Genomic DNA, 15,150 nt, shown 5'->3' with positions numbered 1-15,150 from the left:
GTTCAAGCCTGCGCGACCGCGCAGGAGGAAGCTACTCCCCCAACAACCACCGTGGCACGCCGCACGGAGACAGACCGATGAGCACACCCCAACTCCTGATGATCGAAGACGACACCCGCCTGGCGCAGATGGTGGGCGAGTACCTGACGCAGTCGGGCTTCGGCTTCGCGCATGCCACCGACGGGGCCAGCGGGCTCGAGATGCTGCAGCAGCGCTCGCCCGACCTGGTGATCCTCGACCTGATGCTGCCCGACACCGACGGGCTCGAGGTCTGCCGCCGCATCCGCTCGCTGCCGGGCGGCCAGGCCAAGGTCTCGGTGCTCATGCTGACCGCCAAGGGCGACCCGATGGACCGCATCATCGGCCTGGAGATCGGCGCCGACGACTACCTGCCCAAGCCCTTCGAGCCGCGCGAGCTGCTGGCGCGCATCCGCGCCGTGCTGCGCCGCCGCGGCGAGACCGCCGGCGCGGCCGAGGGTCCCGCCGTGATGCGCTTCGGCTCGCTCGACATCGACCGCAACGCACGCACCGTCACGGTCGGCGGGGAGCCGGCCGACCTCACCTCCTACCAGTTCGACCTGCTGGTCGCGATGGCCGAGCGCGCCGGCCGCGTGCTCACGCGCGACCAGATCATGGAAGCCGTGCGCGGCCGCGAGCTCGAGGCCTTCGACCGCTCGATCGACGTCCACATGGGCCGCATCCGGGCCGCCATCGAGGTCGATGCCAAGAATCCGAAACGCATCCTCACGGTGCGCGGCGTCGGCTACGTCTTCGCCAAGCAGCAGGACTGAAAGCGGCGCCGGACCGACATGATCCTCAACCTCTACCGCCGCCACCTGTACGTCCGCATCTGGCTGGCGGTGGTGGCGGGCGTCTTCATCCTCACGCTGACGGCCAACTGGATCGTGCGCGAAGCCGCCGAGAGCGAGCGCGAACGGCTCGCGCCGCTGCCGCGCGAAGTCTCGGTGCTCGACTCCAAGGACCGCCCGATCGGCTCCGGCACCGCCACGCGCGTGCCGGGCGCGGGGCTCACCTTCGACGTCATGCTCGAAGACGGCCGCGCGCTGACGCTGCAGGTGGCGCCGCGCGGGCGGCCCGGGGGCCCGCCGCCCGGCATCCTGGCCTGGCGCACGCCTTTCGGCCTCGGCTGGATGGTGGCGATCGTCGGCATCATCGTGGCGCTGGGCGTCTATCCGATCGTGCGCCGGCTCACCAAGCGGCTCGAGGTGCTGCAGCGCGGCGTGCAGCGCTGGGGCGAGGGCGACCTGTCGGTGCGCGTGCCCGATCCGGGGCAGGACGAAGTCGCCGACCTGGCCAACGGCTTCAATGCCGCGGCCGGGCGCATCGAGGAGCTAGTGCGCTCGCACAAGTCGCTGCTGGCCAATGCCTCGCACGAGCTGCGCTCGCCGCTGACGCGCATCCGCATGAGCCTCGAGCTGATGGGCGATCGGCCCAATCCCGGAGCCCGGGAAGAGATCTCGCGCAACATCGCCGAACTCGACCAGCTGATCGACGAGATCCTGCTGGCCAGCCGGCTCGATGCCAAGGAGTCCGACATGGGCACCATCGAGACGGTCGACCTCACGGGCCTGGCGGCCGAGGAATGCGCCCGGGTCGATGCCGACCTCGAAGTGAAGGAAGGCACCGACAGCGAGGCCCTGACGGTGCGCGGCGTGCCGCGCCTGCTGCGGCGCGCGATCCGCAACCTGCTCGAGAACGCCGGCCGCTACGGCGCCGGCGAGATCAACCTGGAGATCGGCAGCCGCGCCGGCCAGGCCGAGATCCGCGTCAACGACCGCGGCCCCGGCGTGCCGGTGACGCAGCGCGACCGCATCTTCGAGCCCTTCTACCGCCTGCCCGGCGCCAGCGAGCGCAACGGCGGCGTCGGCCTCGGCCTGGCGCTGGTGAAGTCGATCACCGAGCGCCACGGCGGCAGCGTGCGCTGCGAGGACCGGCCCGGCGGCGGCGCCAGCTTCGTGATCACCCTGCCGCACTGAGCCGGCCTCGGGCGGCATCCTAAAATCCGCCCCCTATGCAGAGATCGCACATCGTCAGGCCCGCGGCCATGTTCTGGGGGCTGACGGTGTTCATGCCGGTCGGCGTCACTTACCTGTCGGCGCTGCTGCTGATGGTCGCGCTGCTGGCCGCGGGCGGCTGGCGCGAACGGGCGGTCCGGCTGCGCGGCAACCCGATGTGGTGGCCGGTGATGGCCTACGTGGTCTGGACGCTGGTCATCCTGGCGATCGGGCCGCACTACCCCGAGACGGCGTCGAACCTGGTGCACGGGCTGCGCATCGCGGCCACCGTGCTGATGGCACTGGCGCTCACGCGCGAAGAGGCGGTCTGGGCGGTACGCGGCTTCTGGATCATGGGGCTCGTGAACATCGTGATGATCGCGCTCTACTACACCGTGGGCTTCCCGATGCTGGAGCCCTGGCGCGGCGTGCTGATCCTGATCGGCAACAAGTCGATCAGCAATGCGCTGCTGTTCACCATCATGGCCGCGACGGCCACGGTGTACGGGCTCAAGGCGCTCACCGGACATCGCCCCTGGCGGGCCCTCGCGGCCTTCGCGCTGGTCCCGGCCGTGATGGCGATCATCACCTTCACGCTGCCCTCGCGCACCTCGCTGCTGGCGCTGCTGCTGGTGATCCCGGCCGCCTGCGTGCACCAGTGGCGGCGGCAGCTCAAGGTGCTGGCGGTGGTGATGATGGTGGGCGGCGCGATCGCGATCGGCGTGCTGTGGAACTCGCCGGTGGTGCAGCAGAAGTTCGCGGTCGGCATCCAGGAGATCGAGGCCGCGCAGGCCGGCGAGATCTCCGAGGCCAGCTGGGTCGTGCGCTACTACATGTACCGCGACACGGCCCGCATGATCATCGACCGGCCCTTCGACGGCTGGGGCATCGGCGGCTGGACCGAGCAATGGCACCTGCGCGGGCCCAAGCTGCTCGACTACAAGAACATGCCCCACAACGACTTCCTGTGGATGGGCGCGCAGGGTGGCGTGCCCGGCGCGCTGAGCCTGCTGGTGATCGTGCTGGCCTCGGTCTGGATCGCCTGGCGCCGCGACGACCTGGCCGGGCGCCAGGCCTTCGTCGCCACGCTGGTGCTGCTGATCGCCACCAGCGTCAACTCGGCGCTGCGCGATGCCCAGATCGGGCTGGCGCTGCTGTGGGTCGCGATGGTCTACCTGCGGCTGGCGCAGGAGCCGGGGGATTCGTGGCGCGGGCTGCTGCCTTCGCTGCGGCGCTCGTAGCCCACGAACGGCCCGAAGAACACCATTTCGCGCTCGAGGCCGGCGGCGAGTTCTTCCTGCTTGGGCAGTTCGTCGATGAACTCGGGCCACGCCTGCGCGACATGGCGCGACCACTCGCCGGGATCGAGCCGGCTGATCGGCCCCTGGGTGGCCAGGAACTCGAAGCCCTTCGAGGTCAGCTTGCTGACCGCGAGCCGCGTGGCGGACTCGGGGTCCGGCGCCGTCGCGTAGGCCGACACATAGGCACCCGCGAGGGTCGACGGCAGGGTGCCGTTCGAGCCTCGCCCAAGCTTGACGTTGACAAGGTACAAGCCGCGCACAGCAACCCCGGCAGGCTCAGTGGTGGTGGCCTGCCGCCTCGCCGGCCTTGAGCCGGTAGACCGTGCCGCAGTACGGGCACTTGGCTTCGCCGGTGCGCGCGACGTCGAGATAGACCTTGGGGTGGGCGCTCCACAACTGCATGTCGGCCTTGGGGTTCGGGCAGAACACGCCGCCCTGGTCGTTCAGGTCGCGGGCGAGGAGTTCGATGGTGCTCTTGGGGGTGGACATCGCTTTTTCAGACCTTGGTGAGCCAGTGGGCATATTTGGGGTTCTTGCCGTTCACGATGTCGAAGAAGGCGCTCTGGATCTTCTCGGTGATGGGGCCGCGCGATCCGATGCCGATCTCGACGCGGTCGAGTTCGCGGATCGGCGTGACCTCGGCCGCGGTGCCGGTGAAGAAGGCTTCATCGGCGATGTAGACCTCGTCGCGCGTGATGCGCTTCTGCACGACCTCGATGCCGAGGTCCTTGCAGATGTGCAGGATGGTGTTGCGCGTGATGCCGTTGAGCGCGCCGGCCGACAGGTCGGGCGTGTAGACCACGCCGCCCTTGACCACGAAGATGTTCTCGCCCGCGCCTTCGGAGACGAAGCCGCTGGCATCGAGCAGCAGCGCCTCGTCGTAGCCGTCGTCGAGCGCTTCCATGTTGGCCAGGATCGAGTTGCTGTAGTTGCTGACCGCCTTGGCCTGCGTCATCGTGATGTTGACGTGATGCCGCGTGTAGCTCGAGGTCTTCACGCGGATGCCGCGCTTCATGCCCTCTTCGCCCAGGTAGGCGCCCCAGGCCCAGGCCGCGACCATGGCGTGGATCTTGTTGCCCTTGGGGCTGACGCCCAGCTTCTCGGAGCCGATCCAGACCAGCGGGCGCAGGTAGCAGCTGTCGAGCTTGTTCTCGCGCACCACCTGTTTCTGGGCCTCGTTGACCTGTTCCTGGCTGAAGGGGATCTTCATGCGCAGGATCTTGGCGCTGTTGAACAGCCGCTCGGTGTGCTCGGCCAGGCGGAAGATCGCGGTGCCGTTGACCGTGTTGTAGGCGCGCACGCCCTCGAAGACGCCGCAGCCGTAGTGCAGCGTGTGGGTCAGCACGTGGATCTTGGCGTCGCGCCAGTCCACGAGATCGCCGTCCATCCAGATCTTGCCGTCACGATCGTCCAGTGCGGGGGGCAGTGCGCTCATGTCTTTGTCCTTCAACCGGGGGGTATGTCGCAAAAGCTTTCGATTTTACGGCGGCGGGCCGAAGGCGCCGGACCGACAATGGTCGGTTTTTTGCCAACCCGCCAGAGAAAAAGGATTTCAGTGTCCGTCTTCAAGAACGTCATCGTCTACCGCATCGAAGCCACCTGGTCGCAGTCGCTCGACCAGGTCGAGCAGGGGCTGGCCGCGCAGCGCTTCGTCCCCTGCAGCCCGTCGCAGGAAAAATCCGCCGGCTGGGTCGAGCCCCGCGGCCAGGAACACGGCCCGCTGGCCGAATCGGTCGCCGGCCAGTGGCTGCTCGAATACATGATCGAGACCAAGACCCTGCCCGCCTCCGTCGTGCGCCGCAAGGTCGACGAACGCGCGGCCCAGATCGAGGCCACCACCGGCCGCAAGCCCGGCAAGAAGGAAAAGAAGGAACTCAAGGAAGACGTCACCCACGAGCTGCTGCCGCTGGCCTTCACGCGCCATGCGCGGGTCGCGGTGTGGATCGACCCGAAGGCCCGCCGGCTGGTGGTGAACTCAAGCAACGCGGCGCGTGCCGACGAAGTGGTCACTAGCTTGGTGAAATCGCTCGATGGCTTCGCGGTGGCCCTGGTCAACTCGCAGGTCGAGCCGGCGGCGGCGATGTCCGAATGGCTGTCGAGCCAGGAGCCGCCCGCCGGTTTCACGATCGACCGCGAGTGCGAGCTCAAGGCCACCGACGAATCCAAGGCCGTGGTGCGCTACGCCAAGCACCCGCTGGACATCGACGAGGTGCGCGAGCACATCGCCGCCGGCAAGCGCCCGACCCGGCTCGCGATGTCCTGGGACGACCGCGTCTCCTTCGAGCTGACCGAAGGCCTGCAGCTGCGCAAGATCGTGTTCCTCGAAGGCACGCTGGACGACGCGCCGGCCGGCGGCAAGGAAGACGACTTCGACGCCAACGCGGCGATCGCCACCGGCGAGCTGGGCCAACTGGTGCCCGAGCTGCTGGAGGCGCTGGGCGGCGAGATGAAGCTCGGCACCGCGGCGGCCACGGATGCGGCGCCCGCGACCCCGTCGGCGCGCCCGGCCGAAGAAGCGGCGCTGGAAGACGAATCCGCGCCGTTCTAGGGCCCGTTCAGGCCCTGAGCTTGCTCAGACCGGCGGGCGCAGCGCGTCCGCCGCGCCGGGCTTGACCGCATCGGCGCTCGGCGCCCCGGCTGCAGTCTCGTCTTCGATCGCCTCGGGACGCACCAGGGTCCATTCGGTGACCTTGCCGCCGACGAAGGTGACATCGACCCAGGAGCCGCCGGCATCGGTCCAGCGGAACAGCTCGGGCTGCTCGTCCTTGGGCGAACGCAGCTCGCCGAGCGCGCGCGTCATGGCGATCACGTGCAGCAGCGTGGCCTTGCGCTTGAGCTTGGCGTTGAGCATGACCGCACTGGCAACCGTGCCGATCGGCCGGTCGGCCGCGCGCTTGAGCACCTGCATCGTGCGGTTGAAGTGCATCAACAGGAACATGACGATGGCGCCGCCGACCAGCGCGACGCCGGCCCAGCCGTAGCTGCGATAGGCCACGCCGAGCAGGATCAGGCCGCCGACGGGGACGAAGAGTTTGCTGAGATTCATGGGCGGGATTGTCGCGCGCCGCTCAGATGTGGAAGGCGGCCAGCGCGCCGACGATGATCCCCACCCCGGCGACGCCGAGCATTCCCCACTCGAGCCACTTGCGGCGCGTGAGCAGCGCCATGGCCGCCAGCGCGATCGATACCTGGAGCGCGGTGGTCGCCTGGGCCCAGCGGTGGTGCTGGTGCATCTGCTCTTCGGACTTCCGGTCCCAGTCGACGGCTTCCTTCTCGAGCTGCTGCGCGACCAGCAGGATCTCTGCCTTCTCCTTGTCGTAGCGGGCGATCTTGTCCTGCCAGGACACCTTGCGGTCCTCCGACGACATGTCGCGCGCGAGCTCGGCGAGGGACTGCTTCGTGCTCTTGGCCTGGTAGAAGTTCCACTGGTTCGAGGCCTCGGTCTTCTTGATGCCCGCGTTGTTCTTGTAGAGGCCCGCGTTGGCCTGGGTGTGGCCGCCCATGTAGGCGAATATCGCCCCGACCGTGGCGATGATCGCGGTGCACACCGCGATCTGGCTGGTCATGCTCTTGCGTCCGGTGCCGTCGCCTGCATCCGCAGGATGGGCATCGTGCGAACCGGCGTGCTCGAGCTCGTGGTCGTGCGGTCCGTGCACGTGAAAGCCGCTTCCTGACATCGCTGTCTCCCGAATATTGAATTGAATGGTCTAGAGCGGGCGCAAGTATGCCCATCCGTGGACCCTGCTTGAACTCGATGCGATGGCGCGCTATTTTCCATTCATCGGATCCCCACAAGGGCATGCGCGATCTGCTGACGTGCGGCAGAAGGCTGGCGCAGGACAAGAGAGGGGCCGCTCGCCATGACAAAGTACTGCAACGACTGCCACACGGCCAACAAGGACCGCGCCAGGTATTGCTGCCTGTGCAAGGGCAGGTTCTCGGGCGTGCGCTTCAGCGCCCACCTGTCCGCCAGCACCTTCCCCGATTCGCTCTCGCTGCAGCATCAAGCACTGCGAGCGCCGCCGGCCCCCCGGCCGCGGCGCGGCCGATCGGTGCCCACGCGCATCAGCCTGCTGCTCATCTTCCTGTTGCTGCTGCTCGCGCCCTCGGTCCCCGAGGAGTTGCGCCGCGGCCCCGCCGAATGGTCGCTGGTCCGGAATTCGGTCGCCGCCGCCTGGCAGCGGACCTGGACCTCGATTTCCGCTGCGGCCACGTCCGGCACAGCAAGCAGCCCCCCCGCCGGGCCCTCCGGGGCTTCGGCCCCGACCGGCCCGGATCCAGCCCCCGACTACGCGCCCGCACCCTCCGAGGCGGCCCTGACCGCGGTCGCCGCTCCCGGCGGCGAGGCCGTGGTTCCGGCCGCAGCCGGTTGCGCCGAAGCGCGTGCCGCGCTGGCACTCTGCCCGGAGTAGCCCTCGGCGAAACGTTGAGTGGCCGGCGGTTCATCCGCACCAAACCGGCGACCGATGCGCCACAAAGGCGCAGCGCGCGCCTGCCTGCGGCCGCGTCGGCGCCGATTTCCGCCCGAACAGGCCCGGAAGCCTCCGGCATGGATGTTGCTTGACAAGCTCCACTGTTCCGCCGGCAGCGTTGCCGCGGATTTTTGCAGTGCCTCCGCTAATGACGGCGGGATTCGAGCGAACCACCGGTAACGACGCCACCGGTTCGCCTGTTCCAACCCAATTCGCATCCGTTCAGCGCGGGGGCCCACTGCAGGCTGTCTTTCCGACAGCCTTTTCCTGTGGTCCTGACCCCGTCGCTCGAGCGGCCGCGTGCAGGAATCCGACATGAAAATCGCAGTGATTGGCCACGGCATGGTGGGCCACAAGTTTCTCGAGCAACTCCACGAGCTCGGCCTCGCCGATGCGCAGGTCACGGTGCTGTGCGAGGAGCCGCGTCCGGCCTACGACCGGGTGCACCTGTCCGAGTTCTTCGCCGGCAAGACGGCGGAAGACCTGTCGCTGGTCGAGCCCGGCTTCTTCGAGCGCAGCGGCTTCACGCTGCGCCTGGCCGCCCGCGCCGTCGCCATCGAGCGGCGCGACAACACCGTCACCACCGCAGACGGCGAGGTGCTGCACTACGACAAGCTGGTGCTGGCCACTGGCTCGGCGCCCTTCGTGCCTGCGGTGCCGGGCCGCGACCGCCCGCACTGCTTCGTCTATCGCACCATCGAGGACCTCGAGGCCATGAAGGCCAGCGGCGCCCGCTCGAAGACCGGCGTGGTCGTCGGCGGCGGCCTGCTGGGCCTCGAATGCGCCAAGGCCCTGCGCGACATGGGCCTCGAAACCCACGTGGTCGAGTTCTCGCCGCGGCTGATGGCGGTGCAGGTCGACGAAGGCGGCGGGCGCGCGCTGCGCAACAGCATCGAGGGCCTGGGCCTGCACGTGCACACCGGCCGCAACACGGTGGAGATCACCGACGGCGCGAGCGCGCGCCACCGCATGGTGTTCGCCGACGGCAGCCACCTGGAGACCGACATGATCGTGTTCTCCGCCGGCATCCGGCCGCGCGACGAACTGGCGCGCCAGTGCGTGCTGGCGGTCGGCCCGCGCGGCGGCGTGGCGATCGACAGCCACTGCCGCACCAGCGACCGCGACGTCTACGCGATCGGCGAATGCGCCTCTTGGAACGAGCAGACCTTCGGCCTGGTCGCGCCGGGCTACGACATGGCCCGCGTGGCCGCCCGGCACATCGCCGGCCAGGACGACGCCGCCTTCACCGGCGCCGACATGAGCACCAAGCTCAAGCTGATGGGCGTCGATGTCGCCAGCATCGGCGACGCGCACGGCAAGACGCCGCGGTCGCGCGCCTACCAGTACGTCAACGAGCACAAGCAGATCTACAAGAAGATCGTGGTCAGCGAGGACGGCAAGCAGCTGCTGGGAGCGGTGCTGGTCGGCGACGCCACCGAATACGGCAGCTTGCTGCAGATGGCGCTCAACGGCATCCAGCTCCCGGCCGATCCGGAATTCCTGATCCTGCCTTCGAGCGACGGCAAGGCCAAGCCTGGCCTCGGCGTGGATTCGCTGCCCGACAGCGCCCAGATCTGCTCGTGCAACAGCGTCACCAAGGGACAGATCTGCGCGGCCGTCGCCGAAGGCGCCTGCAGCACCGCCGAACTCAAGGCCTGCACCAAGGCCGGCGCCACCTGCGGCGGCTGCGTGCCGCTGGTGGCCCAGGTGATGAAGGCCGAGATGGCCAGGCGCGGCCTGGCGGTCGACAACCACCTCTGCGAGCATTTCCCCTATTCGCGCCAGGAGCTGTACCACCTGATCCGCGTCGGCGAGATCCGCAGCTTCGAGGACCTGCTGGCCAGGCACGGCAAGGGCCTGGGCTGCGTGGTCTGCAAGCCCACCGCCGCCAGCATCTTCGCGTCCTGCTGGAACGAGTTCGTGCTCAAGAAGGACCTGGCCTCATTGCAGGACAGCAACGACTACTTCCTCGGCAACATCCAGAAGGACGGCAGCTATTCGGTCGTGCCGCGCATGCCCGGCGGCGAGGTCACGCCCGAGGGGCTGATCGCGGTCGGCCAGGTGGCGAAGAAGTACGGCCTCTACACCAAGATCACCGGCGGCCAGCGGGTGGACCTGTTCGGTGCCCGCGTCGAGCAGCTGCCGCCGATCTGGGAGGAGCTGATCGCCGCCGGCTTCGAATCGGGCCATGCCTACGGCAAGTCGCTGCGCACCGTGAAGAGCTGCGTCGGCTCGACCTGGTGCCGCTTCGGCGTCGCCGACAGCGTCGGCCTCGCAGTCGAGCTGGAGAACCGCTACAAGGGCCTGCGCGCGCCGCACAAGATCAAGTTCGGCGTCTCGGGCTGCACCCGCGAATGCGCCGAGGCGCAGGGCAAGGACGTCGGCATCATCGCCACCGACAAGGGCTGGAACCTCTACGTCTGCGGCAACGGCGGCATGAAGCCGCGCCACGCCGAGCTGATCGCCTCCGACCTGGGCAAGGACGAGCTGGTCCGGCTGATCGACCGCTTCCTGATGTTCTACGTGCGCACCGCCGACCGGCTGCAGCGCACCAGCACCTGGCGCGACAACCTCGAGGGCGGGCTCGACTACCTCAAGGGCGTGCTGATCAACGACACGCTCGGCCTCGGCGCCGAGCTCGAAGCCCAGATGCAGCACGTGGTCGACACCTACCAGTGCGAGTGGAAGACCGCGGTGAACGACCCGGTCACGCGCCAGCGCTTCCGCTCCTTCGTCAACAGCGAGAAGCCCGACGAGCACATCGTGTTCGTGCAGGAGCGCGGCCAGATCCGGCCGGCCCGCGTGGAAGAACGCGCCGAATCCGGCAGCACCGACGTCGCCACCGCCTGAACACCCGAGGACCTCCCCCATGAGCAACACCGAAACCTCCCGCTGGACCGCGGTCTGCGCCGCCGGCGACATCCTGCCCGACACCGGCGTCTGCGCCCTGGTCGAGGGCGTGCATGTCGCGATCTTCCGCGTCGGCCGCGAGCAGGCGCTCTACGCCATCGACAACGTCGACCCCAAGGCCGGCGCCAGCGTGCTCTCGCGCGGACTGGTGGGCAGCATCGGCGAGCGCATCGTCGTCGCCTCGCCGCTCTACAAGAACCACTTCGACCTGCAGAGCGGCGAATGCATCGAGGCGCCAGAGCACTCGGTGCGCGCCCATGCGGTGCGCGTCCATGAGGGCCGCGTGCTGGTCGCGCTCGCCTGATCCCCCGCATCGCGGCTTCACTTCATTTCAAGTCTCCAAGGAATCCCCATGGCCTACCTAGCCCCTGCCGAGTTCGTGACCAAGATGGTCGACGCCGGCGAATCCAAGCTGCTGATGTCGACCCGCGACACGCTGATCCGCTCCTACATGGCCGGTGCCATCCTGGCGCTGGCCGCGGCCTTCGCGGTCACCGTGACCGTCAACACCGGCAACCCGCTGGTCGGCGCGATGCTGTTCCCGGTCGGCTTCATCATGCTGTACCTGATGGGCTTCGACCTTTTGACCGGCGTCTTCACGCTGGTGCCGCTGGCCGTGCTCGACAAGCGCCCCGGCGCCACCTGGCGCGGGTGCTTCCGCAACTGGGGCCTGGTGTTCGTCGGCAACTTCGCGGGTGCGCTGACGGTCGCGGTCTTCATGGCGATCATCTTCACCTTCGGCTTCAGCGAAGCCCCGAATGCGGTCGGCGAGAAGCTCGGCCACATCGGCGAGGGCCGCACGCTGGGCTATGCGGCGCACGGCGCCGCCGGCATGCTGACCCTGTTCATCCGCGGCGTGATGTGCAACTGGATGGTGTCCACCGGCGTGGTCGCCGCGATGATGTCGACCACGGTGTCGGGCAAGGCCATCGGCATGTGGATGCCCGTGATGATCTTCTTCTACATGGGCTTCGAGCATTCGATCGTCAACATGTTCCTGTTCCCCACCGGCCTGCTGCTGGGCGGCAAGTTCACGCTGATGGACTACCTGATCTGGAACGAGATCCCGACGGTGCTCGGCAACCTGGTCGGCGGCCTGACTTTCGTCGGCGCGACGCTGTACGCCACCCACTACAAGACCGCGCCCAAGCGCGTCGTGAGCTGAGCCGCGGCTTGCAGTCTCTGCGCGTGACCCTCGGCCAGCACTCGCTGGCCGCTCCGGGTTCGGTGAACCAGGATTTCCACGGCGCGATGCTGCCGCAGGGATCGCTGCGCAACGCCAAGGGCATCGCGGTCGCGCTGGCCGACGGCATCGGCTCCAGCCGCGTGAGCCAGGTGGCGAGCGCGGCCGCGGTGCGCGGCTTCCTGGACGACTACTACGCCACCTCCGATGCCTGGTCGGTGCGCCGCTCGGCGCAGCGGGTGCTGAGCGCCACCAACTCGTGGCTGCACGCCCAGACCATGCGCAGCGACGCGCGCTTCGACAAGGACAGCGGCTATGTCTGCACCTTCAGCGCGCTGATCCTCAAGGGCCGCGACCTGCACCTGCTGCACGTGGGCGACGCGCGCATCCATCGCCTGCACCCGAACGCGCTGGAGCAGCTCACCGAAGACCATCGCATCCATGTGTCGTCGGCCGAGTCGTACCTGGGCCGCGCGCTGGGCGCGGCCCCGAACGTCGAGATCGACTACCGCTGCTGGCAGGCGGAGGTCGGCGAGGTCTACCTGCTGGCCACCGACGGCGCCTACGCGCACATCGACGCGCAGGCGGTGCACCAGGCGCTCGCCGCTTGCGGCGACGACCTCGACGAGGCCGCGCGCCTGCTCGCGGCCGCGGCGCAGGCCAGGGGCGGCGACGACGACAGCACCGTGCAGCTGCTGCGCATCGACGAGCTTCCGCTGGCCGACGCGGCGCCGCTGCAATCGCAGCGCGAGGGCCTGTCGATGCCGCCGGCACTGGCGCCGCGGGCCAGCTTCGACGGTTTCACGCTGGTGCGCGAGCTGCACCTGAGCTCGCGCAGCCATGTGCACCTGGCGGTGGACGAGGCCACCGGCCGGCAGGTGGTGCTCAAGCTGCCTTCGATCGACCTGCGCGACGACCCGGACTACCTCGATCGCTTCGTTCTCGAGGAGTGGGTGGCGCGGCGCGTCGACAGCATCCACGTGCTCAAGGCCAGCCCGATCGACCGGCCGCGCACGCACCTGTACGTGGCGATGGAGTACGTCGACGGCCAGACGCTCGCGCAATGGATGATCGACCACCCTCGCCCCCCGCTGGACAGCGTGCGCGGCATCGTCGAGCAGCTCGCCAAGGGGCTGCAGGCGCTGCACGGCAAGGAGATGCTGCACCAGGACCTGCGCCCCGAGAACGTGATGATCGACCGCACCGGCACCGTCAAGATCATCGACCTGGCGACCACCCATGTGGCGGGACTGGCCGACGGCGCGCGCGACCCGCGTGCGCTGGCCATCGAAGGCAGCCTGCAGTACACGGCGCCCGAGTACTTCACCGGGCAGGGCGGCAGCCCGAGGTCGGACCTCTTCTCGCTGGCGGTGCTCGCCTACCAGATGCTCACGACGCAGCTGCCGTACGGCTTGCAGGTCTCCCGCGTGCGGACCCGCGCCGACGCCAACCGGCTGCACTACCTGCCGGTGCGCCACTTCAGGCCGGAGCTGCCGGCATGGGTGGATGCGGTGCTGCACAAGGCGCTGCAGCCGGACCCCGCCCGGCGGCAGCAGGCGGTGTCCGAGTTCGCCTACGACCTGCGGGCGCCGGGGCAGGAGTTCCTGCGGCCCCGGCTGTCGCCCCTGATCGAGCGCAACCCGGTGCGCTTCTGGCAGTGCACGACCGTGCTGCTCGCGGCCGCCGTCGTGCTGCTGCTCGGGCTGCGCCTGGCCGGCCACTGAGTCCGGCGACTACCGGCTCCCTGGCGCCGGCGCCTCATCAATCGGGGGGATTCCAAGCACCGCCGCCGCCAGCAAAGTCCCTGGGTTTTGCTCAAAGGAGGGGTGATATGGAATCTTTGGCTCCAATGGTCCTGGTTGCGCTCGCCGTCGCCGGCGGCTGGATCTGGGACCTCATCGCCCACCGCGAGGCCAGCCGGCGCGACCGCGAGCTCAGGCGCCGGCTGCGGCAGTCGATGGAGACGATCCGGGAGACGACGCTGAGGTAGCTCGCCACGCCGCCACGCGGCCCGGCCCTTGGCGCAGAATGCTCCACCCGTGCAGCGCAGCCCGGACCAGGCCGCGCACGGCTTCATCACCTTGAGACGAGGAGACGAACATGGCATTCAATGGTTCCGCCATCGCGGCCTTGCTGGACGCGGCCGTATCGAAGGGCGCCCTGCACGGCGTCGCGGCATTGGTGGTCGACCGCAACGGTCCGCTGTTCCAGCATGCCGCCGGCGAAGCCAGCGAGCGCACCTTGTTCCGCAACGCCTCGATGACCAAGGCGGTCGCCACGACCGCGGCACTGCAGCTCGTGGAACAGGGGCGGCTGGGCCTCGACGCCACGGTCGAATCCATCCTGCCGGAGTTCGGAGAGCTGAAGATGCTCGACGGCTTCGACGGCGACACGCCGCGCCTTCGGCCGCCTGCCAGCAAGGCCACGGTGCGCCAGCTCATGACGCACTCGGCCGGCCTGGGCTACTTCTTCCTCAACGAGAAGCTGCTGCGATACCACGTGCTGACCGGCGAGCCCAATCCGCTGTCGGGTCTCAAGCGCAGCCTGTCGGTGCCGCTGGTCAACGACCCGGGCACCGCCTGGGAGTACGGCGTCAACACCGACTGGCTCGGGCTGGTGGTCGAGAAGATCTCGGGCCAGAGCCTCGGCAGCTACCTGCGGCAGCACGTCTACGGGCCGCTGGGCATGAACGACTCGACCTTCGCGCCGACCAGCGAACAACGCGAACGGCTGCTGCGCGTGATGCAGCGCCAAGCCGACGGCAAGCTCGCGCCATCGCCGCACGACCTGCCGCCGACCTCGGAGTGGGAGGCCGCCGGCCACGGCTCCTACGGGACGGTGCAGGACTACGGCCGCTTCGTGCAGGCCTGGCTGAACGACGGCGCCGGCATCCTGAAGCCCGCCACCGTGCAGATGGCGCTGCAGGACCACCTCGGCAAGATCGAGCTGCCGGCGCTCTTGAAGTCGACGATGCCCGAACTGTCCAACGACGTGCCTTCGCTTCCGGTGCCGCAGGGCTGGGGCCTGGGCTTCCATCTCACGCTGGCCGACCTGCCGGGCATGCGCAGCAACGGCACCGGCGACTGGGCGGGCGTCTTCAACTCGTACTACTGGATCGACCGCGCGAAGGGCATCGGCGGGGTTTTCATGACGCAGCTGCTGCCCTTCTTCGACATGCCGGTGGTCGAGACGCTGATGGGTTTCGAGATGGCGGTGTACCAGCAGGTGGGCGCGGCCGTACCCGCGGCTTGAGCGACGACAATCTCCGG

The 15,150-nt window shown here is 68.9% G+C and carries 16 protein-coding genes; 11 read left to right on the top strand and 5 right to left on the bottom strand.

Annotation, left to right across the window (positions count from 1 at the left end):
- Nucleotides 1–77 precede the first annotated feature (77 nt).
- Genes QTI45_RS06300 through QTI45_RS06290 form a run of 3 tightly spaced genes read left to right on the top strand, consistent with a single transcriptional unit; the run spans nucleotide 78 to nucleotide 3,256 of the window.
- Nucleotides 78–791, top strand: a complete 714-nt coding sequence (locus QTI45_RS06300; protein ID WP_286374366.1) for a response regulator — start codon at nucleotides 78–80, stop codon at nucleotides 789–791.
- An 18-nt stretch (nucleotides 792–809) separates the two neighbouring features.
- Complete coding sequence (locus QTI45_RS06295; protein ID WP_286374367.1) at nucleotides 810–1,997, top strand: sensor histidine kinase; 1,188 nt, start codon at nucleotides 810–812, stop codon at nucleotides 1,995–1,997.
- 35 nt (nucleotides 1,998–2,032) lie between these two features.
- Nucleotides 2,033–3,256 (top strand): O-antigen ligase family protein, encoded by a 1,224-nt coding sequence (locus tag QTI45_RS06290; protein ID WP_286374368.1) that lies wholly within the window; start codon nucleotides 2,033–2,035, stop codon nucleotides 3,254–3,256.
- Here the strand turns inward: QTI45_RS06290 and QTI45_RS06285 are convergent.
- The 3 genes from QTI45_RS06285 to QTI45_RS06275 are packed head-to-tail and all read right to left on the bottom strand — an operon-like array spanning nucleotide 3,187 to nucleotide 4,751.
- Nucleotides 3,187–3,567, bottom strand: coding sequence for a hypothetical protein (locus QTI45_RS06285; protein ID WP_286653818.1), 381 nt, complete (start codon nucleotides 3,565–3,567; stop codon nucleotides 3,187–3,189). The two genes, QTI45_RS06290 and QTI45_RS06285, sit on opposite strands and share 70 nt — an antisense overlap.
- Before the next feature lie 25 nt (nucleotides 3,568–3,592).
- Nucleotides 3,593–3,805, bottom strand: coding sequence for a zinc-finger domain-containing protein (locus QTI45_RS06280; protein WP_286374370.1), 213 nt, complete (start codon nucleotides 3,803–3,805; stop codon nucleotides 3,593–3,595).
- A gap of 7 nt (nucleotides 3,806–3,812) precedes the next feature.
- On the bottom strand, nucleotides 3,813–4,751 hold the full coding sequence (locus tag QTI45_RS06275) for a branched-chain amino acid transaminase (RefSeq protein ID WP_286374371.1): 939 nt from the start codon (nucleotides 4,749–4,751) through the stop codon (nucleotides 3,813–3,815).
- Between the two features lie 120 nt (nucleotides 4,752–4,871).
- On the opposite strand from QTI45_RS06275, the gene QTI45_RS06270 reads away from it, so the two are divergent.
- A complete protein-coding gene (locus tag QTI45_RS06270; RefSeq protein ID WP_286653817.1) occupies nucleotides 4,872–5,864 on the top strand; it encodes a recombination-associated protein RdgC in 993 nt (330 codons plus the stop codon).
- A gap of 24 nt (nucleotides 5,865–5,888) precedes the next feature.
- Here QTI45_RS06270 and QTI45_RS06265 read toward each other — a convergent pair whose 3' ends face one another.
- Nucleotides 5,889–6,362: a glycerate kinase gene (locus tag QTI45_RS06265; RefSeq protein WP_286374373.1), complete on the bottom strand. Its 474-nt coding sequence runs from the start codon at nucleotides 6,360–6,362 to the stop codon at nucleotides 5,889–5,891.
- A gap of 22 nt (nucleotides 6,363–6,384) precedes the next feature.
- Nucleotides 6,385–6,993, bottom strand: a complete 609-nt coding sequence (locus QTI45_RS06260) for a DUF4337 domain-containing protein (protein WP_286374374.1) — start codon at nucleotides 6,991–6,993, stop codon at nucleotides 6,385–6,387.
- A 183-nt stretch (nucleotides 6,994–7,176) separates the two neighbouring features.
- Between QTI45_RS06260 and QTI45_RS06255 the strand changes: the two genes are divergently transcribed.
- From QTI45_RS06255 to QTI45_RS06225, 7 genes are all read left to right on the top strand, one after another.
- Nucleotides 7,177–7,728 (top strand): hypothetical protein, encoded by a 552-nt coding sequence (locus tag QTI45_RS06255; protein WP_286374375.1) that lies wholly within the window; start codon nucleotides 7,177–7,179, stop codon nucleotides 7,726–7,728.
- Between the two features lie 375 nt (nucleotides 7,729–8,103).
- On the top strand, nucleotides 8,104–10,638 hold the full coding sequence (nirB, locus tag QTI45_RS06250; RefSeq protein ID WP_286653816.1) for a nitrite reductase large subunit NirB: 2,535 nt from the start codon (nucleotides 8,104–8,106) through the stop codon (nucleotides 10,636–10,638).
- A gap of 19 nt (nucleotides 10,639–10,657) precedes the next feature.
- Entirely contained in the window at nucleotides 10,658–11,002 is a 345-nt protein-coding gene (gene nirD / locus QTI45_RS06245; protein ID WP_286374377.1) for a nitrite reductase small subunit NirD, read from the top strand.
- A gap of 48 nt (nucleotides 11,003–11,050) precedes the next feature.
- Complete coding sequence (locus QTI45_RS06240; protein WP_286653815.1) at nucleotides 11,051–11,863, top strand: formate/nitrite transporter family protein; 813 nt, start codon at nucleotides 11,051–11,053, stop codon at nucleotides 11,861–11,863.
- Nucleotides 11,864–11,871: 8 nt separating this feature from the next.
- Nucleotides 11,872–13,605 (top strand): bifunctional protein-serine/threonine kinase/phosphatase, encoded by a 1,734-nt coding sequence (locus QTI45_RS06235; protein ID WP_286373412.1) that lies wholly within the window; start codon nucleotides 11,872–11,874, stop codon nucleotides 13,603–13,605.
- A 107-nt stretch (nucleotides 13,606–13,712) separates the two neighbouring features.
- Nucleotides 13,713–13,871, top strand: coding sequence for a hypothetical protein (locus tag QTI45_RS06230; protein WP_286373413.1), 159 nt, complete (start codon nucleotides 13,713–13,715; stop codon nucleotides 13,869–13,871).
- Nucleotides 13,872–13,981: 110 nt separating this feature from the next.
- The gene (locus QTI45_RS06225) at nucleotides 13,982–15,133 is read left to right on the top strand and encodes a serine hydrolase domain-containing protein (protein ID WP_286373414.1); all 1,152 of its coding nucleotides are present in this window, start codon (nucleotides 13,982–13,984) and stop codon (nucleotides 15,131–15,133) included.
- Nucleotides 15,134–15,150: the final 17 nt, after the last annotated feature.

The organism is Variovorax saccharolyticus (genome assembly GCF_030316765.1).
Lineage (GTDB): Bacteria > Pseudomonadota > Gammaproteobacteria > Burkholderiales > Burkholderiaceae_C > Variovorax > Variovorax saccharolyticus.
The sequence above is the reverse complement of the archived record's forward strand: the minus strand, read 5'-3'. Positions and strand labels throughout refer to the sequence as shown.

Bases quoted from the DNA above. Each gene is read 5' to 3' on its own strand.
- QTI45_RS06295 (WP_286374367.1), top strand. From the start codon at position 810: ATGATCCTCAACCTCTACCGCCGCCACCTGTACGTCCGCATCTGGCTG.
- QTI45_RS06255 (WP_286374375.1), top strand. From the start codon at position 7,177: ATGACAAAGTACTGCAACGACTGCCACACGGCCAACAAGGACCGCGCC.
- nirD (WP_286374377.1), top strand. From the start codon at position 10,658: ATGAGCAACACCGAAACCTCCCGCTGGACCGCGGTCTGCGCCGCCGGC.
- QTI45_RS06275 (WP_286374371.1), bottom strand. From the start codon at position 4,751: ATGAGCGCACTGCCCCCCGCACTGGACGATCGTGACGGCAAGATCTGG.
- nirB (WP_286653816.1), top strand. From the start codon at position 8,104: ATGAAAATCGCAGTGATTGGCCACGGCATGGTGGGCCACAAGTTTCTC.
- QTI45_RS06290 (WP_286374368.1), top strand. From the start codon at position 2,033: ATGCAGAGATCGCACATCGTCAGGCCCGCGGCCATGTTCTGGGGGCTG.
- QTI45_RS06225 (WP_286373414.1), top strand. From the start codon at position 13,982: ATGGCATTCAATGGTTCCGCCATCGCGGCCTTGCTGGACGCGGCCGTA.
- QTI45_RS06300 (WP_286374366.1), top strand. From the start codon at position 78: ATGAGCACACCCCAACTCCTGATGATCGAAGACGACACCCGCCTGGCG.
- QTI45_RS06230 (WP_286373413.1), top strand. From the start codon at position 13,713: ATGGAATCTTTGGCTCCAATGGTCCTGGTTGCGCTCGCCGTCGCCGGC.
- QTI45_RS06280 (WP_286374370.1), bottom strand. From the start codon at position 3,805: ATGTCCACCCCCAAGAGCACCATCGAACTCCTCGCCCGCGACCTGAAC.
- QTI45_RS06265 (WP_286374373.1), bottom strand. From the start codon at position 6,362: ATGAATCTCAGCAAACTCTTCGTCCCCGTCGGCGGCCTGATCCTGCTC.
- QTI45_RS06240 (WP_286653815.1), top strand. From the start codon at position 11,051: ATGGCCTACCTAGCCCCTGCCGAGTTCGTGACCAAGATGGTCGACGCC.
- QTI45_RS06260 (WP_286374374.1), bottom strand. From the start codon at position 6,993: ATGTCAGGAAGCGGCTTTCACGTGCACGGACCGCACGACCACGAGCTC.